This is a genomic window from Asaia platycodi JCM 25414 (assembly GCF_000614545.1).
GTDB lineage: Bacteria > Pseudomonadota > Alphaproteobacteria > Acetobacterales > Acetobacteraceae > Asaia > Asaia platycodi.
In genome coordinates this window covers 37,420-63,358 of the sequence record NZ_BAKW01000009.1, presented here as the reverse complement: position 1 = coordinate 63,358, position 25,939 = coordinate 37,420, and the positions used below count along the sequence as shown (strand labels likewise).

The 25,939-nt window shown below is 58.1% G+C and carries 31 protein-coding genes, 1 tRNA gene and 1 pseudogene; 27 read left to right on the top strand and 6 right to left on the bottom strand.

Features of this window, described 5'->3' with window-relative positions:
- Positions 1-307: 307 nt before the first annotated feature.
- The 12 genes from JCM25414_RS22980 to JCM25414_RS08595 all read left to right on the top strand — a co-directional run bounded on the left by JCM25414_RS22980 (position 308) and on the right by JCM25414_RS08595 (position 9,055).
- The gene (locus JCM25414_RS22980) at positions 308-544 is read left to right on the top strand and encodes a hypothetical protein (protein ID WP_148301010.1); all 237 of its coding nucleotides are present in this window, start codon (positions 308-310) and stop codon (positions 542-544) included.
- The gene (locus JCM25414_RS25950; RefSeq protein WP_025841383.1) at positions 541-987 is read left to right on the top strand and encodes a DnaB-like helicase C-terminal domain-containing protein; all 447 of its coding nucleotides are present in this window, start codon (positions 541-543) and stop codon (positions 985-987) included. Before JCM25414_RS22980 ends, JCM25414_RS25950 begins: the two co-directional genes overlap by 4 nt.
- Complete coding sequence (locus JCM25414_RS25945) at positions 984-1,442, top strand: DnaB-like helicase C-terminal domain-containing protein (protein ID WP_025841382.1); 459 nt, start codon at positions 984-986, stop codon at positions 1,440-1,442. Before JCM25414_RS25950 ends, JCM25414_RS25945 begins: the two co-directional genes overlap by 4 nt.
- An 831-nt stretch (positions 1,443-2,273) precedes the next feature.
- Positions 2,274-2,603: a DUF5681 domain-containing protein gene (locus tag JCM25414_RS18590; protein WP_148301009.1), complete on the top strand. Its 330-nt coding sequence runs from the start codon at positions 2,274-2,276 to the stop codon at positions 2,601-2,603.
- Positions 2,600-3,388: a terminase family protein gene (locus JCM25414_RS08630; RefSeq protein WP_025841378.1), complete on the top strand. Its 789-nt coding sequence runs from the start codon at positions 2,600-2,602 to the stop codon at positions 3,386-3,388. Before JCM25414_RS18590 ends, JCM25414_RS08630 begins: the two co-directional genes overlap by 4 nt.
- Positions 3,381-4,019 carry a hypothetical protein gene (locus JCM25414_RS08625; RefSeq protein WP_025841377.1) on the top strand — a complete coding sequence of 213 codons (639 nt, stop codon included), beginning with the start codon at positions 3,381-3,383 and terminating at the stop codon, positions 4,017-4,019. The genes JCM25414_RS08630 and JCM25414_RS08625 overlap by 8 nt, the downstream gene beginning before the upstream one ends.
- A gap of 50 nt (positions 4,020-4,069) precedes the next feature.
- Positions 4,070-5,209, top strand: a complete 1,140-nt coding sequence (locus tag JCM25414_RS08620) for a portal protein (protein WP_025841376.1) — start codon at positions 4,070-4,072, stop codon at positions 5,207-5,209.
- A complete protein-coding gene (locus JCM25414_RS08615; protein ID WP_025841375.1) occupies positions 5,173-6,282 on the top strand; it encodes a portal protein in 1,110 nt (369 codons plus the stop codon). Before JCM25414_RS08620 ends, JCM25414_RS08615 begins: the two co-directional genes overlap by 37 nt.
- A complete protein-coding gene (locus JCM25414_RS08610; protein WP_025841374.1) occupies positions 6,279-7,091 on the top strand; it encodes a hypothetical protein in 813 nt (270 codons plus the stop codon). The genes JCM25414_RS08615 and JCM25414_RS08610 overlap by 4 nt, the downstream gene beginning before the upstream one ends.
- Before the next feature lie 174 nt (positions 7,092-7,265).
- Positions 7,266-8,537, top strand: coding sequence for a P22 phage major capsid protein family protein (locus JCM25414_RS08605; protein ID WP_025841373.1), 1,272 nt, complete (start codon positions 7,266-7,268; stop codon positions 8,535-8,537).
- A gap of 12 nt (positions 8,538-8,549) precedes the next feature.
- Complete coding sequence (locus JCM25414_RS08600) at positions 8,550-8,741, top strand: hypothetical protein (RefSeq protein ID WP_025841372.1); 192 nt, start codon at positions 8,550-8,552, stop codon at positions 8,739-8,741.
- Positions 8,741-9,055, top strand: a complete 315-nt coding sequence (locus JCM25414_RS08595) for a hypothetical protein (protein WP_025841371.1) — start codon at positions 8,741-8,743, stop codon at positions 9,053-9,055. Before JCM25414_RS08600 ends, JCM25414_RS08595 begins: the two co-directional genes overlap by 1 nt.
- A 2-nt stretch (positions 9,056-9,057) precedes the next feature.
- Here the strand turns inward: JCM25414_RS08595 and JCM25414_RS23350 are convergent, their stop codons facing one another.
- Positions 9,058-9,213, bottom strand: a complete 156-nt coding sequence (locus JCM25414_RS23350; RefSeq protein ID WP_159101732.1) for a hypothetical protein — start codon at positions 9,211-9,213, stop codon at positions 9,058-9,060.
- A 725-nt stretch (positions 9,214-9,938) separates the two neighbouring features.
- On the opposite strand from JCM25414_RS23350, the gene JCM25414_RS08580 reads away from it, so the two are divergent.
- From JCM25414_RS08580 to JCM25414_RS08555, 6 genes are all read left to right on the top strand, one after another.
- On the top strand, positions 9,939-10,502 hold the full coding sequence (locus JCM25414_RS08580; RefSeq protein ID WP_025841368.1) for a hypothetical protein: 564 nt from the start codon (positions 9,939-9,941) through the stop codon (positions 10,500-10,502).
- A gap of 143 nt (positions 10,503-10,645) precedes the next feature.
- Positions 10,646-11,479 (top strand): hypothetical protein, encoded by an 834-nt coding sequence (locus JCM25414_RS08575; protein WP_206777954.1) that lies wholly within the window; start codon positions 10,646-10,648, stop codon positions 11,477-11,479.
- 218 nt (positions 11,480-11,697) lie between these two features.
- On the top strand, positions 11,698-12,936 hold the full coding sequence (locus JCM25414_RS08570) for a hypothetical protein (protein WP_025841366.1): 1,239 nt from the start codon (positions 11,698-11,700) through the stop codon (positions 12,934-12,936).
- Positions 12,933-13,397, top strand: coding sequence for a hypothetical protein (locus JCM25414_RS08565; protein ID WP_148301007.1), 465 nt, complete (start codon positions 12,933-12,935; stop codon positions 13,395-13,397). Before JCM25414_RS08570 ends, JCM25414_RS08565 begins: the two co-directional genes overlap by 4 nt.
- Before the next feature lie 48 nt (positions 13,398-13,445).
- A complete protein-coding gene (locus JCM25414_RS08560; protein ID WP_025841364.1) occupies positions 13,446-13,757 on the top strand; it encodes a hypothetical protein in 312 nt (103 codons plus the stop codon).
- 346 nt (positions 13,758-14,103) lie between these two features.
- Positions 14,104-14,892: a hypothetical protein gene (locus JCM25414_RS08555; RefSeq protein WP_025841363.1), complete on the top strand. Its 789-nt coding sequence runs from the start codon at positions 14,104-14,106 to the stop codon at positions 14,890-14,892.
- Between the two features lie 99 nt (positions 14,893-14,991).
- Here JCM25414_RS08555 and JCM25414_RS08550 read toward each other — a convergent pair whose 3' ends face one another.
- The gene (locus JCM25414_RS08550) at positions 14,992-15,201 is read right to left on the bottom strand and encodes a hypothetical protein (protein ID WP_025841362.1); all 210 of its coding nucleotides are present in this window, start codon (positions 15,199-15,201) and stop codon (positions 14,992-14,994) included.
- Positions 15,202-15,281: 80 nt separating this feature from the next.
- On the opposite strand from JCM25414_RS08550, the gene JCM25414_RS08545 reads away from it, so the two are divergent.
- The gene (locus JCM25414_RS08545) at positions 15,282-16,337 is read left to right on the top strand and encodes a hypothetical protein (RefSeq protein WP_025841361.1); all 1,056 of its coding nucleotides are present in this window, start codon (positions 15,282-15,284) and stop codon (positions 16,335-16,337) included.
- Positions 16,327-18,681 carry a lytic transglycosylase domain-containing protein gene (locus tag JCM25414_RS21685; protein ID WP_025841360.1) on the top strand — a complete coding sequence of 785 codons (2,355 nt, stop codon included), beginning with the start codon at positions 16,327-16,329 and terminating at the stop codon, positions 18,679-18,681. The genes JCM25414_RS08545 and JCM25414_RS21685 overlap by 11 nt, the downstream gene beginning before the upstream one ends.
- On the opposite strand, the gene JCM25414_RS22975 is transcribed toward JCM25414_RS21685, so the two are convergent.
- Both JCM25414_RS22975 and JCM25414_RS08535 read right to left on the bottom strand, forming a co-directional pair.
- Complete coding sequence (locus JCM25414_RS22975; protein WP_148301006.1) at positions 18,656-18,931, bottom strand: hypothetical protein; 276 nt, start codon at positions 18,929-18,931, stop codon at positions 18,656-18,658. The genes JCM25414_RS21685 and JCM25414_RS22975 overlap by 26 nt on opposite strands.
- The gene (locus JCM25414_RS08535; protein ID WP_025841359.1) at positions 18,928-19,512 is read right to left on the bottom strand and encodes a hypothetical protein; all 585 of its coding nucleotides are present in this window, start codon (positions 19,510-19,512) and stop codon (positions 18,928-18,930) included. Before JCM25414_RS08535 ends, JCM25414_RS22975 begins: the two co-directional genes overlap by 4 nt.
- A 337-nt stretch (positions 19,513-19,849) precedes the next feature.
- Between JCM25414_RS08535 and JCM25414_RS08530 the strand changes: the two genes are divergently transcribed.
- Genes JCM25414_RS08530 through JCM25414_RS08500 form a run of 7 tightly spaced genes read left to right on the top strand, consistent with a single transcriptional unit; the run spans position 19,850 to position 22,054 of the window.
- Positions 19,850-20,275, top strand: a complete 426-nt coding sequence (locus JCM25414_RS08530; protein WP_148301004.1) for a hypothetical protein — start codon at positions 19,850-19,852, stop codon at positions 20,273-20,275.
- A complete protein-coding gene (locus JCM25414_RS08525) occupies positions 20,275-20,508 on the top strand; it encodes a hypothetical protein (protein WP_025841357.1) in 234 nt (77 codons plus the stop codon). The genes JCM25414_RS08530 and JCM25414_RS08525 overlap by 1 nt, the downstream gene beginning before the upstream one ends.
- Positions 20,505-20,996, top strand: coding sequence for a lysozyme (locus JCM25414_RS08520; RefSeq protein ID WP_025841356.1), 492 nt, complete (start codon positions 20,505-20,507; stop codon positions 20,994-20,996). The genes JCM25414_RS08525 and JCM25414_RS08520 overlap by 4 nt, the downstream gene beginning before the upstream one ends.
- Positions 20,993-21,223, top strand: coding sequence for a hypothetical protein (locus tag JCM25414_RS18580; protein WP_051535788.1), 231 nt, complete (start codon positions 20,993-20,995; stop codon positions 21,221-21,223). Before JCM25414_RS08520 ends, JCM25414_RS18580 begins: the two co-directional genes overlap by 4 nt.
- Before the next feature lie 57 nt (positions 21,224-21,280).
- Positions 21,281-21,544 (top strand): hypothetical protein, encoded by a 264-nt coding sequence (locus JCM25414_RS08510; protein WP_025841354.1) that lies wholly within the window; start codon positions 21,281-21,283, stop codon positions 21,542-21,544.
- Positions 21,537-21,869: a hypothetical protein gene (locus tag JCM25414_RS08505; protein WP_025841353.1), complete on the top strand. Its 333-nt coding sequence runs from the start codon at positions 21,537-21,539 to the stop codon at positions 21,867-21,869. The genes JCM25414_RS08510 and JCM25414_RS08505 overlap by 8 nt, the downstream gene beginning before the upstream one ends.
- Complete coding sequence (locus JCM25414_RS08500) at positions 21,866-22,054, top strand: hypothetical protein (RefSeq protein ID WP_025841352.1); 189 nt, start codon at positions 21,866-21,868, stop codon at positions 22,052-22,054. Before JCM25414_RS08505 ends, JCM25414_RS08500 begins: the two co-directional genes overlap by 4 nt.
- A gap of 1,845 nt (positions 22,055-23,899) precedes the next feature.
- Here JCM25414_RS08500 and JCM25414_RS08485 read toward each other — a convergent pair.
- A tRNA-Val gene (locus tag JCM25414_RS08485) sits at positions 23,900-23,974 on the bottom strand.
- Between the two features lie 67 nt (positions 23,975-24,041).
- Positions 24,042-25,926: pseudogene (locus JCM25414_RS18575) on the bottom strand (hypothetical protein).
- Positions 25,927-25,939 lie beyond the last annotated feature (13 nt).

Here is a 25,939-nt window from a genome sequence, read left to right as displayed (position 1 = left end):
TTGCGCGTGTCTCTTTTCGAAAGAGACACTTCTGTACGCGCGCTCGGCAGACGAACTAGAGTAACAAGCAGGCATCTTGGGTCACGTCTATGGCGGATAGCCGGGTTGTCCTGACCGGCTGCGGTGCCCCTTGCCGCCAGCGTCAGCAGAGCAGAAATAGACGAAAAAGGTCAAAGCTTGAAAGGTTTAGTTTCGTAAACAATAGCACGGTTGTGGTACCGTTAGACGCAATATAAGCAGCAATGGACGAGTCCGAACGGGCTATCCCAGTCGAGGCTAATTCTCAAAAAATGGCTGATTTCTGCTGGTGAGGATGGTGGGTGCGACAGGGATTGAGCCTGTGACCCATGCCGGAGACAAAACGGGTGCCGTGCTGGTCGAGGAATTGCAGGAGTGCCTTGAGCGTCTCGCACTCACCGGAGACACCGAACGGCAGATGAAGACCTCGGCGCCGGCTATCGATGCCATGCTAGAGGCCACAGAAGCCGCGTGGAAGGCAGGGAACGCCCTCTCGGGTATCCGATTACCGGCTACCAGGGTTTGAGCGACCTCCTGAGCGGTCTGAGACCGGGTGGCGTGTATGTCGTCGCGGCTCGGCCGCGCGTCGGCAAGTCGTCGCTGATGCTCGGGCTGGCCATGCGTGCAGCCCAGACCTCCGGCCGGGGCCTGATCTGGTCCGGCGAAATGTCGACCGAGGAGCTGATGAGCAAGGCAGTGGCGGGGAAGACCGGCCTTCCGGTCGATGTCGTCATGACGGGGCATTGGAAATTTCCGAACGGCGAAAGGCGGCCGGTGTCACGCGAGGACATGGATCGGATCGTCTCGGCCGGAATGGCAGCCCACGATATCCCGATGATGGTCGATGACCGCGAGGGCGCGACCGTGCAGCAGATCCTCACTCGGGCCCCGCGCATGAAGCGGCAGAAGCAGGGCCTTGCGTTTATCGCCCTCGACTACCTTCAGCTCATGGAGCCAGTGCGGCCGTGAAGCGATCAGGCAACCGCACGGCCGAAGTGACCGAGATTAGCCGCGACGTAGCCAGCATGGCCCGCGAACTGAACGTTCCGGTGATCGCCCTGTCCCAGCTAAACCGGCAGTCGGAGAACCGCGAAGACCGCCGCCCTTTTCTTGCCGATATCCGCGACAGTGGCGCGATCGAACAGGACGCCCGAGGTGTGATGGCGCTCTACCGCGAGGAAATGGCGCTTCGGCTTCTCGTTGGAGCAGATGGGCAAGTCAGCCGGAACAGCGGCGAGAGCGATGCGGCCTACGAGAAGCGCGCGGCCGAAATGACCGAACGCCTGGCCAAGTCGGCCGGCACAGCCGAGGTGATCGTGCTTAAGAACCGAGGCGGCAGGACCGGCATCGTCGGAATGCAATTCGACGGACCCTCGACCTGGTTCCGGGGCGATGATGAGCGCCAGAATAGCGCTGCCTGGTGAGTGTCGTTTTTTGTTGAAAAGCGCACGAGATCGTTGGGATAGTCTAGGCGTTCAAATCTAGAGAATTACAAATGCAGACGAAAACCTTGCGGAACGCAGCGCGCATTGACACCGAGGCTAGACTGATGCTTGGGGATAAAGCTTTTATTGATCGTCATTCTGTGGGCTTCTTTCTGCACCAGGGGCAAGAAGCTACATGCGTAAATAGCGATTTGAATGACGAAGTTGCTCTACAATTGAAAAGCGGCGATGAAGTGAGTGACTCGAGAAGTGGGTTAATAATAATTGAATATTATACCAGAGCTACGCCTGATGGCAATGTAGAAGCAGAATTCGAGTTACCTAGACAAAGCTAACATGCCACTCATCGAGTGACGATAGCCCGCCTTCCCTTCCCCACCTGGCGCGACCTGGCCGACACGCTCGCCAGCCGAGACCCCGACCAGCGCTTGACCGAAATTTATTTCCTTTTAGATGACGAAGAGTCCCACCGGCGATCCTGATTATACTGATATGTCCCCAGCATATCCGACGTCCGCTCGTCTTCCTTCGCTTGTTGGTAGCAGGTGTCTACACTTACCCCCATGGCGCGGCATTTAGCCATTTTCTCTTCGAAGCTCTCGCAAGCGGATAAGGAAATAATTATCAGACCACTTACTATAAGGCGCGTAAACATTACCGTCTTCCTCCATCGGCTATATTTCCCCTGTAATAAAGGCGGATGTTTGTAAAATAAATGGCAAATATGAGGTTGGCTGCGTAGCGTGGGATCGAGCCATAACTTGAATGGTTTTCCTGTACATCGGGCGCGGTTTTTGCGATAATCGGGGCATGCCGAAGCCAACAAATCCTGCTGATGCTACAGCGCCAAAACAGCGAAAGGCTGCGCTTGGCAGGCCGTTCCAGCGAGGTCAGTCTGGCAACCCGGCAGGCCGACCCAAAGGCACGCGAAACAAACTTTCCGAAAACTTCATCGCGGCGCTTTACGCTGACTTCGAGGAGAACGGCATTCAGGCAATCCAAGACATGCGGGTCGAGAGGCCGGGCGACTATGTGAAGGTTGTCGCAAGCCTGATCCCGGCGCAGTTCCAGCAGGTCGATGAAGACGGCAAGGTGCAGACACTTGGCGTGATCGCCCTCCCCGTCAAAGGCTCGAAGTGACGAACGTTGTCTGGTCGCCAACCGATCGACAACAGGTCTTTCTGGCAGCCGAGGAAGAGGAGGTTCTATACGGGGGTGCGGCTGGCGGCGGAAAGACAGACGCGTTCATCGTGGACGCTCTCGGACTATGGCAGAGCGCGCCTCTGGTGCCTCGCTACAAGGCTCTGATCCTTCGCCGGTCCTACCAGCAGTTGCGCGAGGTGATTGACCGTGCGCGAGCGTTGTATCCGACCATTCAGGGATTAGAAGGCGTGACGTGGAATGAGCAGAAGCACGAGTTCCGGTTTCCGTCAGGCGCCAAGGTGATCATGGGCTATGCCGAGCGGGATGCTGATGTGTTCCAGTTCCAGGGCGAGGAATTCCAGTGGATCGGCGTCGAGGAACTGACGCAGTATCCGTCTGACTTTGTCTGGACGTACCTCCGCTCACGTCTGCGTGGGACGAACCTGAAGCGGCTCATGCGGGCGAACTGCAATCCGGGCGGTATCGGCTCGAAATGGGTGCAGCAATACTGGTCTATTCCAGATGATGGGCGCGACACATGCTTGGCTTCATCGGTCGAGATCGAGGGGCAGACGATCACCGCACGGCGGCGCTTTATCGGCGCTCGTGTGACGGACAATCCGTATATCGACGTTAAATACCGGGCTAATCTCGCAACCATGCCGGAAATGCAGCGCCGGGCTCTACTCGATGGGAGATGGGAGATGGGAGATGGGAGATGGGAGATGGGAGATGGGAGATGGGAGATGGGAGATGGGAGATGGGAGATGGGATGTGCTTGACGTTCCGGGGGCGATTTACAAGGCGGAAATGGACGCCATCAAGGGCGGTGAGCAGACTCGTCTATGCCGCGTGCCTTATGACCCATCGGTGCCGGTTTACGTTTCCTGGGATTTGGGTATTGCTGACAGCATGGCGTTCTGGTGCGCCCAGATCGTCGGGCGTGAAATCCACCTGATCGACTATTACGAGGCTAGTGGTGAGGCGATCTCGTATTACTGCGAATGGCTCGACGGGCGCGGCTATCGGTATGCAGAGGATCTGTTCCCGCATGATGCCCGAGCGCGTGAGCTTGGGACCGGTAAGACGCGTGAGGAAATCGCACGAGCCAACGGGCGCAAGGTGCGGATCGTACCCCATATCGGTGTGGATGACGGAATCAATGCTGTTCGCCTGTTCCTAGCCCGGTGCTGGTTTGACGAAGATCGATGCAAGCGCGGCGTCGAGTGCCTGACGAACTACCGGCGCGAATGGAACGATAAGCTGGCGCAGTTCAAAGCCAGTCCGGTTCATGACTGGGCGTCTCATGGCTCGGATGCCTTTCGATATCTCGCGGTCGGGCTGCGTGAGCGGACGAAGATTGCGCCTCAGCAGCCAGCCCGCGCACCAGTTAGCAACTGGATGGCGCGCTGACAGCGGGTTTTGCTGTACATGCTGCGCTCACGTGAGTATTATATTACCACATGACACAGAAAGATTCAGACATCCTCACCAAGGTTGTAGAACGGCACCGACGCAGCGTTGATGTCGAGGCGTCTGCTCGCTCGAATTATCAGAGCGACCTGCGCTTTCTCTACGGCGATGCGCGCAATCAGTCGCAGTGGGACGCCGCTACGGTCATGGGCCGGACAAGCACCGGGCGCCCCTGCCTTACCGTCAACAAGACGCTCCAGCATGTGCTTCAGGTAACGAATGCCTCGCGACAACAGACCATGGGCGTCAAGGTACGGGCCACCGGATACGGCGCCTCGCAGATGGCGGCTGAACTGCTTGAAGGTGTCATTCGGCATATCGAGGCACAATCCAATGCCCAGCAGATCGCCTATGCCAACGCCATCATGGGCCAGGTTGGCGGCGGTATCGGATATGTGCATCTGACCACCGACTACGTGCGCGATGCCGACACCTTCGATCAGGATATTTTCATTGAGCCGGTCATTGACCCGCTTTGTGTCGTGCTCGACCCCGACGCCACGCAGCTCGACAAGTCGGACGCAAATTGGGGGATGATTATTGAGGCGATCCCGCGCTCTGAATGGGACCTCGCATATCCCCGTGAGAAAGACCTCGACAATACAGCGCCCTTCGACGGTGTGGGAGAGTTCGGCGAAGATTGGGAAGGCAAGGACACGGTGCGCGTCGCCCGGTATTACCGGCGCAGCGAGGTCGAAGATACGCTCTGGAACGTGCCGCCGATCCCCGATCTGCAAGTTGCGGGCGGGCCGATGCGCGAGAGCGTGATGCCGGAAGAACTTCTCGATCTTTGTCGGGAGATTGGCGCACAGTCCCGCACCGTGACGGATCACTCCGTTGAGTGGTTCCTGATCGGCGGCTCTCGAGTGGTCGACAAAGGCGATACGGTATTCAATCAGATCCCTATCGTGCCGTTCGTCGGTATCGAGGTGACGATCGATGGCAATCTCGATCGCAAGGGGCTTACCCGCTTTCTGCTCGACCCGCAGGCCATGTTCAATTACTCCGCTTCGAAGTTCATCGAGGGCTTGGCCGCGCAGACGCTGGGATCGTGGCAGGCGACTGACGCGATGGTAGCGGGCCGCGAAAACGAATGGGCCTGGCTAACGTCTCGCCGCCTGGCGTGCTGATCTCCAACAGCAAAGACCCTGACACCGGATCCGATATCGCCGGGGCACCTACGCCGGTCCCTCCTCCGCAGCTTTCGCCCGGCTACCTGCAGGCGATGCAGACATCTGAACAGCAGATGGGCATGGCGTCCGGCCAATATCAGGCCGAGTTTGGCCAGCAGAGCAACGAGGCCTCAGGTCGCGCGATAGGCGAGCGTCAGCGCCAGAGTGACACGGCAACCTATCATTTCACTGACAACCAAGGTATGGCCCTGAGACGCATCGGCGCCATGCTGATCTTTGCCATTCCGCGCGTTTATGACGTAACGCGGGCCGTTCAGGTGCTCGGTGTCGACGGCACCATGACACAAGCCGTTATCGATCCAGGACTAGCGCAAGCGCACCAGCAAATGACGCCCGACGGTCCAGTTCAATCCGACCCGTCTGCACAAGCCGAGGCTGAGCGTGCTGTGAAAGGCGCCATCCTCGCCGTTAATCCCAAAATCGGGAAATATGCAGTCGTCGCCGATGTCGGCCCGTCATGGGCGAGCCAGACGCAGGAAACGTTCAATGCTCTGATGCAGGTTGTGCAGGCAAGCCCCGGACTGATCGCGCAATGTGGCGACCTCCTGTTCCGATCTGCGCCCTTCCCGCTCGCGTCCGAGATTGCAGACAGGCTCAAGCCTGCGGCCGATAACCCCCAGGCTCAGGCGCTCCAGCAGCAGTTGCAGCAGGCCGGACAGGTTATCGAGCAGCTCAAGAAGAAGATCGCCGACAAGGATCGGGATTTCGCTCTGCGTTCGGACAAGCAGAAACACGATCAGGTCATCGACCTGATGAATGCTGATGCGAAGACCCGTGAGCAGCAAACTGACGAGATGGCAGCAATCGGTTCGATCGCCCCGATGGAGCTTCTTCCCGTACTCAGAGGCCTCGTTCGCCGCATCCTTTCGGAGCAAGGCGTACCGGACGCGCCAATCCCCCCCGAAGATCCCGAGCCCATGGGGGCTGAACTGCCCCGCATGCCATCCACGAACCCACCAGGCGGGCTCATCCATGCCCCCGATCCCGTAAACGGAGCCGTTGACGTATGAGCGAAACACTCACAGCCCCCGCCGACACAGCAGGTGATGCCGAGACGGATGACCGTTTCGCAGGGATGGAATTCGAGACAGACAGGCAGGAGCGTGAAAGTGCTCTGCCGCAAGATGACGCTGGGCAATCCGAAGAAGAAAAGCAGGACGAACAGTCTTCGGGGCAGAAGAATACCGGCACCCCGGCGCGCTTGCAGAAGAAATTCGACCGCATGACGTTCGAGCTGCGTGAGGCGGAACGTCAGGCGGCTGCGGCGCGGGAAGAGGCCGAACCAGAACCGGCGCCGCGCACCGAGCGGCAGATCGAGCAGGAAACGCGGGGGCGGGTCGAACGTGAAAGCCATGAGGCGCGCGAGATTGAGACGTTCAATCAGACGGCGCGCACGCTGGCTGAAGCTGTCGGAGCCGCATACGGCAACGATGCGATCACCGCATCGACGCATACGCTTGAACGAGAGGTCGGGCTTGATTTCAGTAATGCCGAGCACCGCCAACTCGTGACCGATATTGCGGAGCTTCCCAACGCGGCCGCAGTCTATCGCGGACTTGCTGACGATCTCGATAAGGCAGACGAGATATTCAATGCAGCGCCCCGGCGCCAGTATGCCATGCTTCAGGAATTCGCACGGTCACTCGACAAGGCGGCGCCTCCCCCGGCACCTGCACAACGCGCTATGCCTGCGCCTGTGTCCCAGGCTCCTCGTCCTGTGGCGCGCCCTCCGGCCTCTGCGCGTGCAAGCTCGCGGACTGGGTACGAGGACGAGTCATCTATGGAGGATTTCGTTGCAGCCAGAGAAAAAAGGCGGTAGCATCATACCGCAAATCATCTTTCCGTCACGGTGACGTTAAGCTGGCATGACTAGGCGGCACAGAGCCGCCCGCTCACGGGAGCGTAGCCACCCGGCTGTTGCGGGTTCTCAACCCGACATACGCGCGAGGCGCGGCATGAATGGCCCGATACGGGCAATCCGTGAGCAACCCAGGTGGCAAACAGTCTTTTAACGATCAAGATGATCACGCGCGAGGCACTGCGCGTTTTCCGCAATACCAACTCCTTCCCCAAGAACGTGGATACGCAGTATGACTCGTATTACGCACGTTCAAGTGCCAAGATCGGTCAGACCCTCAACATTCGTCTGCCGAATGACTACGTGGTCGGCTCCGGCCCCACGATCACGCCGCAGAGCACGAACGAGCGTCAGACCAGCCTCTCGATCACCAATCAGTTCAACGTGGCGATGTCGTTCTCGTCTGCGGACCGTGCCCTTTCGCTGGACGATTTCAGCAAGCGCATCATCACGCCTGCCGTAAACCGACTTGCCGGTCAGGTAGCGCGCACCCTGATGAGCACGGTCGATGCTGCAACCATGGGCGGTCAGGGCCCGGCCCAGCACTTCGTCCACAACACGGATGCAAGCAACAACACGATCTCACCGACCGCCGCGACTGTTCTCCAGGCTGGTGCGATCCTAACCAATAACGGCGTGCCGGAAGGTATCCGTCGCGTGGCCATGGTGGACCCCATGACCGAAGCGCGCCTCGTCAACGGCTTCACTGGGCTGTTCAACCCGCAGGCGAAGATCGGCGATCAGTATGAAACGGGCTTGCTCAGCAAGAACACCCTTGGATTCGACTGGTATCGCGATCAGACGATTATCAAGCATGCTACCGGCAACCTTGCGGGTGTCACCGTCAACGGGGCGGGCCAGACAGGAACCGTGTTGGCGGTGTCCGTTGGCTCTGGTGGCGCTCTGACCCTGAACCCCGGCGATGTGTTCACGATCGCAGGTGTCTTCGGCGTCAACTTCACGACTGGCGATAGCACCGGCACCGCGCGACAGTTCACCTATAACGGCACCACGCCTCTCACGATCGCTGCCGGCGCCTCCGGTTCAGTGCCGATTTATCCCGGCATCGTGCCGACGGGCGCTGGTGCGGGGTCGCAGGTTGCTTATGGCACTGTCACGACCTCTCCCGCAGCAGGCGCCGCGCTCACGCTCGCCAATGTCGCAGGCGAGACCTACCGAAGCAACCTGCTTTACGTTCCCGAAGCGTTCACCATGGCTACGGCTGACCTGCCGATGGACAGCCAGCAGGGCGTCGAAATGCACCGCGAGGCGTGGGACGGCGTGTCGATGCGTATGGCCCAGCAGTACAACATCATGACGGATCAGTTCATCACCCGTCTCGACGTTCTGTGCGGCATGGCTCTGATCCGTCCCGAGTGGGTGGTTCGTATGGCCGACGCGATCTGAGGAGAGTGAAAGATGGCCAATCCACGTTACCCCCGCGATCTCTCGCACCCCAACGGCTTTCGAACCGTTACCGTCTACTCTCCCGAGGAAGAGCGCGAGGTAAATATCGCGTTCGCCGCAGCACGCGCCGAGAACGCCGCAGCGCATGCGGCGGCTGTCGATGGGAAGAAAATCGCGCCCTCGCGTAATAGGGAGGGCGTATAATGCCTGACGCAGAAGCTACGGCCTTCGCTGGATATCCGATCAGCCGCTTTCACCCGGTTCATGGGCGGCGCGAGTTTGCATCTCCCAATGATTACGCTTTGGCAGGTGGAGACGATGGAGACTGGCGCTTCACCAGTGCAGGTGGCGCCGATCAGGCCCGCACTCATACCGAGGCGCTCCTCGTCATCCGCATGAACGAGGACCGTGCGCTCGAAGCCCTCAAGGCGGAGGGAAACGTCGTCTCCAACAGCGTGCAGGCAGATGAATCTGCGCGCTCTGGGTACCCAGAGCCTGGCGTGGTCACGCAAGGCTGATGTCAGGCTCCCAGACTAGCGCCGGGGCGCAGAATGGCACGCCCGGCACGTCTGGGTATCTGGTTTCCGATCTGGTGGGGCTTGCGCTTCGTCAGATCGGTGTCGGCACTTTGGGTACGGCGCCCAGCGCAGCCGACATCTCGGATGGAGTGATGCACCTGAACATGCTCCTCGCCAAATGGCAGCAGGAGAAGTTCCTCGTCCCAAATCTCGTAGATATCCCGCTCATGAGCACGGGGACAAGCGTCTATTATGTCGGGCCCGGCGGTGACTTCGACGTGGCAAATCGCCCAGCGCGCATTGAGGCGGCCTATGTTCGTCTGGCGACCTCTCCTGGGTTTCAGCAATCAGACCTGGGTGAATTCGCGCCAACAGACTTTTCGGGTTCGGATTTCGACACACCGAATGATGGCCTGGGTGCCAGTGGGAACCAGAGCCGCTTGATTTCCCTCTGGCGCTCATTTCCTCGTATGAAGAGTATGCCGCAATCGGTCTCAAAGGGCTGCGAACATGGCCGAGTGCAGTCTATTATTCCCCATCATTCCCTCAGGGGGAGTTGCGCTTCTTCCCAATTCCGCAGGGTTCGATGTGGGAGTTGCACATCGTTATCAAGGATCAGCTTGCGCATTCGCTGCAAGCATCCGACCCGATAAACCTGCCTCAGGAATACTGGGATTTGATCATGTGGACGCTTGCGGTTCGGCTGGCCCCATCTTACGGCCAAGAGGCCAGTCCTACCGTCGCTATGATGGCGCGTTCGGCCCTACAGGTTGTCCGAAATGCTAATCAGCAGATTCCAAGAGTTCAAATGCCCATAGCGATCGGGCCGCGTGGGAACAGCGTCGGCAACCCGTGGTGGATCTATACAGGAGGGTTTTGACCCATGCGCTTTACCTTACTTGCGCTTCTGGCGTTGGTGCCCACAGTCGCGCTGGCTCAGTCGACGCCGCAGATGGACAGGCGTGTCACATTGTCTGGGCCCACTGGCCTGAACTGGGCGATGGGTACGAAAGTCGACGTGCAGAACGGATCTCTGAAAAATCCGACCGAGACAGGCGGCACCTATGACGGCTTTACTCTTGGCGCAAACACGCCGGGCGTCGGGACTTTCAAGGCATTAACAATTCCATCTGGAGGATCGGTATCAGGTGATTTCAGCGCCGCCACACTGACACAGCCATCTAACGTTTCGAAAATGACGCTTCAGGGGTTGCTGAACAACCTCGGTATTGTCCCTGATGCGTATGTGCAAACGGGAGACAACGGGGACTGGGCATTAGCGATAAACCGCGCGTCGGTCGCCGCGTGCTCGTTAGGTGTTCCCGTTAGATTTCAGAGCCACACCTACGCGCTCGCATCCACGGCATCACCCCAGTGCGTAGGACAAATGTGGATCGGTCAGAAGTGGACGGAAAGCTTGGTACACATGGAACCTGGTTTTCGATAAGCGACCCGGCGATAAACCCGTTACAGGTGCGGTTCGGGGCGGTAGTCATTGACTCGATCGCATTCGCTCAGTCGCACCCTGCCCCCAGCGCGACATATCCCACAGCATGGCAGCCAACGACGTATCAGCCTGTCATTCAGGTGTTGGGCGCGACAGGTGTCTCACTGCGAAACATTTTTTTGGACGGTGTCTATGCCGGTATTTTTGCCGATGGTAGCGGGCGGCTTACGCTGGATAATATTTATGGGCAGGTCTTCAATAAAGGTATCGTGGTTCAGCATTCACTCGATAGCGATCATTACGGGCATATTCATTTCTGGCCATACTGGTCATCGAACCCCAACGTTCTCGCCTATACAGCGACTAACCTGGTTACATTCCTAACAGGCAGAGTCGACACAGCCTTTCTGACTGACATGTTTACCTACTCGGCGAATGTGGGTCTGGAGTTGGCAGAAGACACCGCAACATCATCTTATAGCGGTTCGATTGGCCCAACGACCAAGTTTCGCGCCCATACGGTTTCGTGCGACGGGACAAGATACTGTGTCGCTGTTGCCGGGACGGGCGTTACCGCGCACATCGATTCCATAAATGAACAGGGGCAAGATTTCGCCGCATCCGTCGGTGGACAATCACTTGCGTCCCTGACGGCTTCACAAGCTTTGCATATCGCCTCGGGGCAAGCTGTTCTCCAGATTGGAGACATTCAGGCGCAATTCATCCAGCAATCGTCCTTGGGATCGACCTCGACAACAGGGTGCTCCTATATCAAGATCGGGTCGCTGTTCGTTGACTGGAAGTATTCCGCCTCGAACCCGTATTACGTTGATGCAGTACAGTGCGCGGGCACGTCGGCATACAATACATTCCTCTTCAGCACCCCGCCTTTCGGGCAAAACTCGACTGGCACTGTTACGGGGCAGACCAGCAACGGCGGAGCTTCCCTCATGTGGGCAGCAGTGACGGCTCACTAATGACACGCATTAATTTGACCGGAGGGTCTTACAGTGCGCGCTTCGTATCGGTGGCCGCGCAGAGGTGCCTCAATCTGTATCCTGAGCCACTGCCGCAGAGCGGACAAGAGCCGGTTCCGTACGGGCATTATCCAACACCTGGTCTGGTATCGGTTGCTTCGCCAGGCGGCACTGGGCGGTGCGCATATCAGACGACGCAAGGAGATGTCATTTTCGTCATGGGCAAAAGTGTCATCCTCTTCGGACGAGACATGTCAGTCGCCACCATAGGAACTATCACCAGCAATAGCGGACCTGTCCGCATGTCGGACAATGGAACGGCGTTATTCATCGTAGATGGCGGTGTGGGGGATGGTTGGTACTGCTCGATGCCTACGAAGGCCGGAGCTGGGGGATATGGGACTTTAGCCAAGATTGTCGACCCGGCTTTTTATGGATCGAGAACGATAGCGATCCTGGATACGTTCTTCCTGTTCGTAAATCCGAACACCACGAATTGGTACACATCCCCGGCGCAATTCGAGGACGAGGCAACGACGCCATTCGACAGCTTGTACGTGGCCAGCGACTCTACAAGCCTCGCAACAATCGAGGCAATCGAAGTCGTGGGTCAGTACATCTGGCTGTTCAGTCGCAATCAGGTCGAGCTCTGGTATGATAGCGGAGCGGCTGATTTCCCGTTCCAGCGTGTTCAGGGTGTGACGGTAGAGGCTGGCTGTGTAGCCGCATTCTCCGTAGCCAAACTCCCGTCTTCGGCGTCGACACCAAACGGTGGAGTGATGTGGCTGAGCCAGGATAGGGCGGGGCAAGGCCGTGTCTATCTCGGGCAACTGACTGCTGCTGTTCCTGTCTCGTCCTATCCGGTTGAGAATGCGCTTCAGAGCATGGGTGATCTGTATGGCGCGGTCGCATCGGTCTATCAGCAGGGCGGACACGTCTTCTATGTACTGACGATACCAGGGCAGACCTCAGCGTGGGTCTACGATCTATCGACTGCGTTGTGGCACGAGCGTTGCGCCTTGGATGCGCAAGGTAACGAGGCGCAGATACGCCCGATTTTCTGGTGTAGCGCCTACGGGAGTACATGGGCATGCGATCGTGATAATGGCACCATTTACGAGGTCTCACTCGCAGCGACGGATGATGCTGGCACCCCCATCAAGCGGCAACGCTCATTTCCGCACCTTTTGTCGAACGGCACTCGGTCAATCCATCGTCAATTCATGCTCGATATGCAGAACGGGAGCGGGGCATCTATCGATGTGGACTGGAGCGACGACCGGGGTGAAACGTTCGGGCCAGCACAGACGCTGAGCCTCGGGGCGACCGGAAACGTCTGGCCAACCCTGTATCGCCTCGGTATTGCACGCGACAGGGTGTATCGCGTCACCTGGTCGGAAGCCGCGCAGACCGCTCTCATGGGGGCATTCATCGACGCCGATCCGGTGCGGACATGAGCGCACGCGATCTGAATAGCCCTATGCCAGCAGGGCGAATTGTCGATGCGGCCGGCGTTCCTACGCTGCAATTCCAAAATTTTATTCAGAGAATCTGGCAGCGCACAGGCTTTGCGCCGGGGCAGGATGTCGCATGGCTAGCCAGATTGATTGATGAAGCAGTCTTGAGCGGTGCACAGGCGCAATCAGCTGCGATAACTGCCCATCAAGAGGCTGATCAGGCGCGAATGGCTGCGCTCATCTGCCAGCAGTCAGACCTTATAGCGCGGCAGCAGGCTGCACTCGATGTCGCGATGATCGCACTCGCGAGGACGCGGGCACAGGAGCAGGATGCGAGAGCGGCGCTCAATACTGCTTTGGTAGCTCTGACCCAGGCAATATCTAAGAATAGCGTGGCGTCAAAAGCCTTGGAAATGGCTCGTGATTCCGCTATTCTCTCGCTCACGACGCGGCGAAAGTAGCGGCGGCTCAAATTTCGATTGGGATCAACCGAAGGTTGATTATTTGAAATGGCCGTTGTCTCACAGAACTTGGTCAAGGGCGCCACCCTCACCGCATCGTCTTCATCAGTTTATACAGCCGGTCAGACCGTTATGGTCACAGGCGCCACGGTCGCGAACCCGACGAGCGGATCGGTCTCCCTCTCCATTTCCATCTCTCGATCGGGCAGCTCGACGGTATCAATTGTCCCTTCGCGGGCTCTGGCTGCCAATGCGACGGATCTCGTTCCCGAGCTGATGCGCACACTCAATGCAGGCGACCAGATCATCGCGTCGGGTGCTGGGCTTGTGCTCGTGGCTGACGGGTTCGCGTTATCATGACGCCAGAGGCAATATTTGGAGCGCCGATCCCCAAAGGGGCAATCGTCCTTTCGACTGGCGCAGCCGCATCGTGCTTTATCCCTATTTCAGATGATCTGTGGGAAGCTCATTACGCTGCGCTGCCCGGTCACCGAGGCCTTAAGGCATGTGCGGACTTCAAAGGCTTCCTTCGCGATTTCTGGGCAGCAAATCCGACGGTTAAAGAGCTGATTGGAGCAATAGACGCACACAACCGGCCAGCACGCCATTTAGCGTCCCGTCTCGGCTTTTCACTCATTGAGGTTCGCCCCGTTCCTTGGCCGAACGACGAAATGCGAGAGACCGCTCATTACAGGATGACGCGCCCATGATAAGGCATCCAGCATCGCCCCAAGATCATCTTGGCCGCGCCGTATCTGACGTTTTCGGAGTTGGGCAGGGTGTTTCTGCTGCGTCCAGCCTTGCCGGGACCACTCTGCAGGTCAACGAACTCGAAAAAGCCCGAGCTGCTGCGACAAAGGCCGGACAGACCGCGTTTGGCAACATCTCGCAGGCTGGGCAGGACGCACAGAACTACTACGATCCATATGTGCAGGCAGGCACCAATTATCTCGGGTCTATGACCGGGAATACTGCGTACAACACGACCGATAACAGTTATATAAACAATGCTACGAATGCCCTGAATGAGGACACGCTCAAGCAGACGCCTGGCTATCAGTGGAACCTTTCCCAGGGCACGCAAGCGGCGACGAACAGCGCAGCAGCTCGCGGGCTGGCGAATAGCGGCGCAGCCCTCAAGGGCATCTCGACCTACGCGAGCGGGCTCGCCGACAGCACCTATCAGAACCAGTTCAATGACCAGCTTGCGGCCAACACGTCAGCACAGGGCAACCTGACGAACACCTCTGACCGGCAGAATGCGCTGCTCGGCTACGGCGTGCAGGCGGCAGGCGCGAGCGCGGCGAACAACCTCAATACATCGACTGCGGCGAACCAGGCGCTTCTGGAGGGTGCGACCGGCAGCGTTGCCGCGACCACTGGCATCGGCAACGCCTTGCAGGGTGGATTGCAGAACATGGGCAATGCGGCGTCGAATTACGGTGCGATATCGAAATATGGCGATTATCTCACGAAAATTAATGGAAAGGGATGATCGATGCCGTTCGATACCAACGCCCTCGCCAATCCGCGTATAATCGAGCCAAACAACCCATTGGCTGCTGCGTCTCAGGCTGTACAGTTCGAAGGTGCCTTACGCGGCCTTCGTGCCGAGCAGGCGCAAAGTCAGGCCCTCGCCGCCGCTACAGATGCGAACGGGAATACCGACTACGCCAAGGCCCGCGCCGCCATGGCTGCCAATCCGGATGCGCAGTTCAATCTTGCTCAGGGCTTCTCTGCGCAGAACCAGTCGCGCGGTGAAGACCTTCACAATCAGGAAGCGCAGCTCGCCTATCAGGAACACACCCGAGATGCAGCGGTTGGGGCGTTCGTTCGCCTTGCGAACAACCCAACCGACGCCAACATCAAGGTACTGCGTCTTTCATGGCCGCGCTCACGCCAAACGCGGCGAAGCAGATCCACTGGACCGCCAACAACATCATGGCCCTCCCCTCAGCAGAACAGCGCGCCGAGGCGATCAAACAGCTTGCGACCACCTCTCTCCCCGGACACGAACGCATTGCACAGGCATTCGGCACGCCGACGAGTGTGGATGATGGCCAGACGATCCAGACCGGCATTCAGGCGGCTGGGATGGATGGAGGCGCGTTCACTCCAGCAGCAGGCGTGCAGAGGCAGACCTCGCCCGATACCAATTCTACTCCCATGGACGTTATCAATCCGGACGGATCGCACAGCTATGTCCGGCGCGATCAGGTTGTCGGCGGCGGTGGCGGAAGGCCGACCGTGCCGCCTGAGGCTATGGGGTCGGGGCGTTATCCCGGATACCAAGCCGCCCCCGCAGCGGGACAGACTGAGGCGATCGCATCAACAGCGCAAGCAGGCGCACAGGGCGCCAATTCGTTGATGCAAGGGGCCAGCGGCACTCAGGACCGTCTGGGTATCCTCGGCAACATGCTGGGTGATCTGACCAAGTTTCAGAGCGGGCCGGGGTATGAACGGTTGCGGCACCTACAGGCATTTGTGAACAATGTAGTACCGGGCGCGGACTGGAACTCGGAAGGGGTGGCAGGTGCTCAGTCATTCAACAAGTTTGCCAATCAGATCGCACAGGCTCAGGCGCAGACCCTTGATGTAGGTTCGGACGCCAAGCTCGCCTCGGCCATGCACGCAAACCCGAACAGCAGCCTGCAAACCAACACCAACCGACAGATGCTCCATGTGTTCCAGGGCAACGAAGACGCCATCAAAGCGAAGGCGGCAGCATGGCAGACGTCCGGCATGCAGCCGTCTCAATATCAGCAGTGGAACCTGAACTTTAATCAGAGCTTCGACCCACGCGCTTACCAACTTCGTCGCATGTCGCCCGAGGAACAGCACAGCGTCATTGCCTCAATGAAAAAGGCTGGCGAGCTAGGCGCGTTCAAAAAGGCCTATAATGCCATGGCGGCACAGGGATTGCTGGGCAATGGCGACTGATTATGATCCCGTTTATGAGCAGGCCGGGCGATACTGGAATGTCGACCCCAACATTCTGCGGGCCGTGCATAAAACAGAAGATCCAACCGGCGACCCGGATGCGCGATCGAAGGCGGGCGCAATCGGGCATATGCAATTTATGCCCAACACAGCGCGACGGCTGAGTATCGATCCGCATGACCCTGTGCAAAGCATCTATGGTGCAGCGCGATTACTAGACGAAAACCTCCGCCGCTACGGCAATCTGAAAGACGCGCTGAGCGCCTATAACGGGGGCACCGATCGGCGTCACTGGGAGAATCCCGAGACAATGGCATACCCCGGCAAAGTGGCAGCGAATTATCAGAGCAGCAAGCAAACGGATCTGCCCGACGCTTTCGAGCGTGATTTTGGAAATGCTCGTCCATCGCACGCAGCCGATGCGCCCGAGAAAGGTGACGATCCTGACGCCTTTGATCGCGATTTCGGCCCGGTTGATGCTGAGAAAAACCAACTCCCCCCGCAGGCACGTGCGCACCAAGGTTCAATGCTTGGCAACCTCTATCAACTCTGGAGCGATGGGGTTGACGGAATGGTCGCAGAAGTTGGGAAGGGGGTTGCAAACGTTGTTGATGGCGTGACCTTGCACAAGCTGCACGGCACTGAATTTGACCCGCGCCTGTTCAAAAAAGCGGCTCAAATGGAACTGGACACGCAGCGAGATGACTGGGGGTCAGGTGCTGCTCATTTCGGGGGAGCCCTGCTGGGCGATGTGGTCATCGGAGGCGGCCTTGCGGGCGGGACGCGTGCGCTTGGTGGGCGTCTGGCACAGTCTTTGCCGGGCAATGCTGAGCGGATTGCACAGGCAGGGACAAATCTTCTTTCCGGCACTGCAGGGAATGAGCTGACGCGGGCGGCAGGAAGGTCAATTGCAGGTGCTGCGACGGCTGATCTGGCAGATCAAAATCCATTGCTCGGGGCTCTCGGTGGCACAGCAAGCGTCCCAATCGGCGCAGTAGCATCGCGTGTCGGTTCTGCCTTGCTTGGATCGGGCCGCAGGTACGGAAACGCCCTCCTCGATACCCTCGCACCAGCAGAGGCGTCAGCCCCAGCCAAAGCAACAGCCGCCGCTCAAGCTGAGGCGGCTCTACCAGAGACTGCCCCGGCTGTCATGCCGCCAAGCGATACCGCGCCGGAAGCGGTCAAACTTGGCCTTTTCGCCTCGCCAAAACACGCCGATAAGCTAGCTCAACGGGTTTGGGATGAATATCGGGCAGGTGGTCCGGTGCAAATTACGCCAAGCAAGATTCCGGACGTTCATTTGACCGCGGCACAAGCAACAGGGAACCCAGGACTTGCGCTACTGGAGCGAAACCGTAGGGCTGCCAACCCTTCTCCGTTTACGGCCCTCGATCAAAGCAACAACGCGGCTCGCAATACCTATGCGCAACAAATCATTGGCACACCGGAGCAGTTGCAGGTTGCGGAAGCTGCCCGCGACGCAGCAGAGGCTCAACTCCGGCCAAAGATTTTTGGGGCGCAGCAGCCGGTCTCTATCGAGCCGGTGCGCGAACATCTTGCGGATCTGATTGCTCAGAGCCGAGGGCGCGAAACAGTCCAGCAGCCTCTTCGGAATGTCATGGCGCAGCTTGTGGCCTCAGCCGAGGAAGACGGCACGGCCATGCCTGAGCACCTCTGGAACGTCCGCAAGTATCTGGGAGATATGGTGTCGCCTCGCGCACGCGGGACCGCAAATGACGGACAGGCAGCGGCAGCTCAGTTGCTCGATCTCAAGCCGACACTCACCGAGCAGATTGAGCAAGGCGCGCCGGGGTTCAAGGGGTACTTGGAGCAGTACGAACAACTCTCTCGGCCTATCGACGCCATGCGCTTTCTCCAAAGCCGGAACCTAACCAATGCGAATGGCGATGTGCAGCTCGGTAGGCTCGACACGTTTATCAAGGCGGCAGCGAAAGAGCGCGGCAAGCCAGGGTATCGTGAAGCAGACAGCGTGACGGACGAACAGTTGCAGGCGCTTGAGGATCTGCGAGATGACATGCGCCTTGCCTCACGCATCGATCTCGGACGCGCCCGTGGGTCAGATACGAACGTCAATCTGATGACAACCGGACGCGTGGCCGGAATGGCTCAAGGCGTCGCGCCAAAACTGGCAGCAATGACGGGCGGCAGTATCGGCGGCGCCTTGGCTGGTGGGCCACTGGCAGCCCCAGTTGGTGGTTTTATAGGCAACGCTTGTGCCGGGGCCGTTGATAGGCGACTGGTTGGACGCTTGGCGAACACGCAGGCGGCGACCTACGAGACTCTGGATAACAGGCTTCTTAATCCAGTCGGGAGAAAAAACTGACGCCGTGAAGGGTGCGCTCGATCCTGCGTTGACGATGACGACAAATGGAATAAGGCACAACCGCTAGACGGCTCATAATTACAGCCATTAAATAGACGATGGGGGTGTTGGCCTTGGGACCGCCGTCAGTATACGAGAGCCACAGCAATACTGCCCATGCAACCGGCACGATCAGCGCCGCCCAAAGCACTCCCCCTACCCAGAAATAGGCCCAGACACATAATACAGCAGCAGCGAGGAGGAAGGTCATGCGGCCACCTTCTGCATTGCAGGAGCGACCGCCGCCACGGTCATTTTCCGAATACGTCCCATTTCGTCGGCGTGACGGTAGCTCAGGGCGAAAGACGCAACGTTTGCCGAGAAAAGGCGTGTCTTGGTCCCAGAATATAATGGGTCATTCTCGTCTGCCGGAAGAACGTAGAATGTGTATTCGCGCCGACCTGGTTCGAAAGATCGTTCGGAAGGGTTGGCAGCCTTCGCGGTCTTACCGTCCAGCTCCTCGCTTATATCGAAATGCTCGGTCAGCGGTGGACGCTCCAAACCAGCGTAGATATGTCGCCCAAGTTGAACGTGATCCCCCACAATGCGGAGGCCGCCCGGATGAGCAACGTCGATGCGGATGATCTCCACGGGATCGTCGGACTGGTTGATGATATCGACTGAGAGCTTCAACACCGGAGGCGCATCGGACTTGCGGAAATCCTCCCACCCCGCGCGGGCGTAGCACTTCGGCAATCGGCGATCAGAGAATATCTTCATCGCCTCACGATATAGCACGGGAGCGCCGAGCTTCAGTAGGAAAAACGTTGCGCGCTCAAGGAATGGGGCCATGCGTTATCGGAGCAGCACGCCCGGAGTCGGGTCAACAACAGTGCCTTTTCGATTGCGGACGCGCTAGGAAAACTCTATATTAGCAATACGACAGAAGGCAGTTCTGGCGGCACAATTCGATCCCGAATGTTGCCATGCGCCGATTTCTTCTGTTGCTCCCCATTTTCGCGGCATTGCCCAGACGCAAGCGGCTGGCGCAGTAGAGCCGTTTTCGTTTGGCCAGCGTTTCGGGACGCAGGCAAACCCCATATATGCGGCGCTCTCGTCACTGATGCCTGCCGCAAATGCGGCCACGCAAGCCGCGACGCCTATCGAGCTTTTTAGCTATGGACAGCGTGTGGGCACTCAGACGAACCCGATTTATGTCAATCTCGGCAATGCTCTCGCCCCTTATATGACCCAGACCCAAGCTGCGGCGACCTATCTGCCGCTCACGGGTGGCGCGATAACTGGGAATTTGTCCGTCTCGGGCAACATCACGCTTCCTGGCAGCACCTCCATCCTGTCCCATGATATCGCGCATATCCTCGCGCTTGCAGGCGATTTCTCCACCTCGACGCAGGCGATAACGAAGTCTAACAATGTATCGCTCGTGACTTATGGAACAGGTCAGTTCGACTTCTATTCCTCAACGCTGGGGCTCATCTATTCGATCTCGTCCTCCGCGGGCCCGACAATCAAACCTCTCGCCGGTACCGGGAACACCTATGCGTGCGTTAACGCATCGGGCACCCTCTACCGCAGCTCTTCGGCGTGCCAGTAATGGGCGATGCTGAATTTATCACGCGCGGCGAGTTCTCAGAACTAAAGTCAGAGGTGCGCGGGCTCGCTCTCGACGTGCATTCGATCCGCGTCGAGAACGCTCAGACAAACAAAAAGCTCGACATGATTCTCAGCAAGCTAACGTTGAGGGCAACGATCGGCTGGGCAATTGTTACGGCGACTTCAGCGGCGGTCGTGACCATTCTAACGCACATACCTATGGCGCACTCATGAGCGGCATCGATATCGCGATCTCCCTCATCTCACGGGATGACTTCGAGGGGTTGAGCCTTAAGCCTTACCTGTGCCCCGCCAATTACTGGACGATCGGATACGGCAACCGCTTTCTGGCTGACGGTTCTCCTGTCACAGCCATCACTACGCCGATCACTGAGACTCAGGCGCTCGCTCTCCTGCGCCAGACGATCATGACGCTACAAGCCAAACTGCGATCATTCGTGACCGTCCCGCTTGCCGACTATCAGGAGGGCGCCCTTCTCTCCTGGCAATTCAATGTGGGTAGCACGGCAGCACAAGGATCAACGTTAATCCGCAGCCTCAATCAGCATCTCTACGCTGCCGCTGCACAACAATTTCTCGTCTGGGACAAGGCCACGGTCAATGGCGAGCTCATCGTCCTGCGCGGCCTCCAGCGCCGCCGCATGATCGAAAGCGACGTGTTCCTCGGGCGCGGCGTCCCTACAACTGGAGTATCCGCATGAACATCGATTGGCAGACGCTCTTTGCCCAGATCCTTCCGTTCGTTCCTGCTTCCTATGTGGGCGACCTCACGACGATCGGAACATTCCTCATCGCACTGGCCGCAGTGATTGCTCGCTTCTGGCCACGTCCATCTGACGGGTCGAAATGGCTTCCCCTCTACAATCTCATCAACAGCGTTGGCATGAACGGCAAGCACGCCGCGAATGCTGACGACACCAAGCATTGACTGACGACACCGGCAGTCGGGCCGGGATCAGTCTTCATCATCCCAAGGAGACACATTGTGTCCGATCTTAAATCACTCGCCTCGATCCAGAATATGATCGCAGCCGTCGCAGGCAAGCATGAGAGCCCTGCGATCAAGGCCGATCTCGCCATTGCCGGAAGCGCCGCTTCGCTGCTCGTGCAGACCCTCCTGCCCCGTGTTGATCCGACGCTGGATCTCGCCGGACTCGATGCCGGTCTGGCTCAGGGTTTCGACGGCTTCACCGCTGCAATCACCGCAGTGCAGGCGCCGATCGCAACGGAGGCCCTCGGCAATGCGTAAGCTCTTCGCCATTCTCAGCGTCTTCTGCCTCGCCGGGCTCACGGCCTGTGATGCCAGCCAGACCAATTTGCGCAAGGCCGGTTACGCCACCATCCAGGCGTACAATGCCACGGCCCCGCTCGCCCTCGCCTATGCCCAGCAGCCGAGCGCCGATCCGACCATCAAGGACGAGATCAAGACGGCCAGTGCCGACGCGATAAAAGTCATCACGCCACTCGGGACCGATCTCCAGTCCTCCACCCCCCTCACCGCGCTTGAGGTATCAGCTGCGACTGCCGCCGTTGCCGCACTTCAGGCCCAGATCGCCAAGGAGGCATCGAAATGAACGCAGCACTCATTGCCGCAATCGTGCAGGGCGTCGTAGCCGCCGCCGAGGAAGTGCCGAACATCATCCAGGTGATTGGGGACGCTATTGCTGCTGCCAAGTCGGGGGATGGCCCGACCACTGACCAAATCGCCGCAGCGCTCAAGCAGGCGCAGGCTACGGATGCAGCTATCGAGGCGTCGTGAGGGATAGAAGGTGCCTCAAAACTCAAAATTTAATAGGATTTGTTCTCTTTTTGTTCTATTTTGAGAATGTGTACGAAAGCGTGCACATCTGGGAGAGCATCCATGAAATTCAGATTAATGCTTTTGAGCGCAATGGTTGCCGCGACGACAGCGGCAGCATCTGCAGCAGATAGTCAGCAACACATTAGATACTATCACATGTGGGCCGATAAGACCGGCACCACGCATATTGCTACCTGCTCATTCAAAAACTTCGAGCTACAACAGCTCTCGAGTGGAGATAGCCCGCAGTACTCTGACACAATCGGGACTTCGAATGACAAGACTATATTCACAATCCAACCCTCAGGATGGACGAGTGACTGGCATAAGAACCCCGCAGTTCAGTGGGTCGTTCCTCTCAGTGGGACATGGTATGTCCGAATGAGCGACGGTCACGTACAGACGATGGGACCGGGTGATGTTGCTCTGGGTGAAGATCAGATGGCCATGCCTGCACCAAGCGGCGAGGATGCTGGAAAGACCGGGCATGCAGCTGGTAACGTAGGGCGAGAGGCAGTCAAACTCATGATCGTACAGACTGACTGGGTACCAACCGTGGGCCAACCGTGTCACGTCAAATAACAAGATAAAATAAACACCATTTCATTTATTATATTTCGACAATAATTATTATCATCGCAAATTAAGAGGCTTCTATTTTTCTGCAGGGAAATAGAAGCTTGCGCCTTATACCTCGACATATTTCCTATTTATAAAGTGTACATCACATTGCCTGTTCGGGGGCGCCATATACGTAATATAGCCACCGAAACTCTGTAATTGACGCTTTCGTCGGCATCAGCGTGAAAATGCTCCCGCTTTCACTGGCCACCTGGTTCATGATGCCAAAGTGGTAAACCGCGAGGCTTGAGTAGCCACAAACTCGCAATAAATCATTGTCAAAAAATTAACAGGAAGCAATTCGTTACATTTTGCTTCCAAAATATTTAGATAACGATTAACAGCGCCCGCATGACGAAAAACCTGATTCTCGCGGCAGTTGCTGGGTTTGTATGCCTCATCTCGACATTGATAAACAACGTCCAAGGATTAGGGAGCGCATCCGATCTTCTCGAGTGCGCGGCGCAGGCCGTATGGCTGATCTGGATGATTCACGGAATCGTTTTAATCGTTCGTTGGGCTGCTCATCGGGACTTCGCGTAGGCCATCTCTGTCCCTCCAAGCTACCGAATAATCCGGGGTTTCGTGCGGAGGCAACGGCGGACCTTGGTGCGGCCACATGTTCGACCGCCGCAGATGGGCGGTAATCCTCTGGGCCAGTCCATCAATCTCTGAGCTGCTCATCTTGGCGTTAATCCGCCGATGCCTGCCGCTATCGTCAAGCTTTAGCGCCATGAGGATCACGAAATGCACGTCTTCTTCGGTGGCTCGGGTCAGGTCTGTCATGAGTTAGAACAGAACGCGAACATGTGTGTGGAGTCAATCAAAACCGACCACATAAGCGAAGGGCGACCCGAAAGCCGCCCCTGCCTATCACCACCACGATGAGATAATGTCCCCGGTTCAGTCTTTGAAGATGCGCGACGCGCAACCCCTCTCGAACAAGGGCGCCGATAGCGACCAAGATGGCGGTCCCGACGCAAGATGGCGCGCCGTATCAGCCACGCAGAATCGCACGATCTGGCAGGTCAGTACAAGGGGAAACGACTCGCGAAAAGTGGCACGGATCTGGCACAGCTTGACACGATATGACTCGGCTTAGAACGTACCGGAATGACCCCAAACGGACGCAGGTCCAGAGTGGTCAATCTTCAAAAAACGGCTGATTTCTGCGGGTGAGGATGGTGGGTGCGACAGGGATTGAACCTGTGACCCCTGCCGTGTGAAGGCAGTGCTCTACCGCTGAGCTACGCACCCATCCTGCGGTGACGCGTCTCTAGCAAAGGGCGAGAGACGCGGCAAGATGCAAAACGAAAAAACCTGATCAGAAGCCGAACATGTGGTCGAGCGAGAAGCCCCCTGCTCCGTTTCGCTGGCCGTGATAACCAAACAGGCGGCACGACATGTCGCGGATCAGCACATAGCCCCCGATACCTGCCTCGGCGAATTTTCGGCGCCAAAAATTTCATGCGGCCAGACCATGTATGACCCCGAGGGGTTGATGCTGATCTTGCGGCGCTCAAGCTCTACACCGGCATTGGAATAAAGATGAAGGATGGTCTCCGAAGCATCGGTTCCTTCGACCGATGCCGGATGTATCAGGCAGGAGAAGCTCTCATGCCCTTCCTGACCCAACTTCAGAAAGAGACGCGTTGTCAGTCCGGGCGGCGGGCCGGAATAGGATTGCGGCTCGGAGCGCCACGTCATGAGCGTGTTGAAGATGTGACCGCCGAAGCTCGTCTCGGCTGAGTGTCCATTTTCGCGGTTCTCATAACGCATGAGGGCGTGCATCCAGCCGTCGCCGTCGCCGCCATCACGGAAATCATAGACGAGATCGGCATGGCCGGCACGATCGGTCAGTTCGTGCAAGGCGATGGCAGTCTCATGATTGCGCGGCAGATTGCCGAGAAATTTCTGCCCGATCAGCGTGCCTGATTCATCGAAAACATCCAGCCGCAACGGCAGGCTGGTGATCTTCTCCGACATCGGATTTGGCTGCACGACACTTGTGAAATGCTTGGGGTCGAGAATGGGGAATGGCAGCACAAAGCCGCGGCCCATCGATTTTGGCAGCTTGCGCAGGGACGGCTCGGGCACGAGATCACGGCGCTCGACATTGAGATGCGCAATACGCGTCAGAGCACCTTGCGTAATCTCGTAACGCGGCCTGACGAGATGATTCCCCGAGCGCAGTTCGAGCTGTGCGGGCCAAGCGATGCCGGTAACGAGCGCGCCGACATCAAGTGCATAAGTCGAGAACGGCCCCACTTCGAGGGGCATTGGGAAATGCTTTTCCTCGCCCATCTGGTTGATGGTGATCGCCCCGGCCGGGATTGGCGTCGCATGGCTGTTCTGAACCCACAGCACCAGAGTCTCACCCTCACGCGGGGCGGGAAGCGTCGCAAAACGGGGTGATGGCCAGGCATTGGCATCATGCGTGACAGACAGGCTCGGCTCGCCATTCTTGCCATAGGTGTCGAGCGCGTATTTCACAACGTCATGCCCGCGGCGCCGAGAACATGGATAAAAAGCTGACCGCAGAACGCGGGCAGATTGAACCGTTCGCGCACGACGGCGCTGTCCACCACAATACCGGCAGGTGCGTCGGGCACTTCTTCCTGCCATTCGGCAAGGATGACGCCCTTGTTGTCATAAAGCCGCATCCAGTAGCGCACATCGACTGCGTCGTAATTGCACCAGTAATTGGCCGTTACCAGACGCGTGCTGAAGCGGGAATCCTCACGGAAAAAAGCAAAATTCGTCGCAAAATTGAGCTTGTCGAGATAATTGCGCGGGTTGCTCAGCATCCAGTCAGGCAGTTTGGCGGGTTCGAGTGAGAGCACCTGCTGGCTGGAATGCGTCACGCGCGCGAGGCGTGACAGCATTTTCTCATGCTCGAATGAAAGCGCGAGCACGATTGTCGCGTCACCCGTGGCAAGGTCGGTCAGGGCCTGCTTCGTGCCACCAAGCCCGTCCGGTTGACCGACCTGCTCGCTATCATGCGTGTAAACACCGGCATTCGGTTTCAGACCAGGGTAGAGTGCGACCAGCGTACGCAACCAGTTAGCCGGGTCATAAACCGCGAAAACGCCCCCTTCTGCCAGTGTCGTTTCCAACCTCCTGAGAGCCTCGCTAGCCACCGGGTGGGCAAGAGCCTTATAGAGGATGTTTCCGCCGCCCTGAGCGTCGAAGGTGATGATATCGAGCATGGTCGTCCTGTAC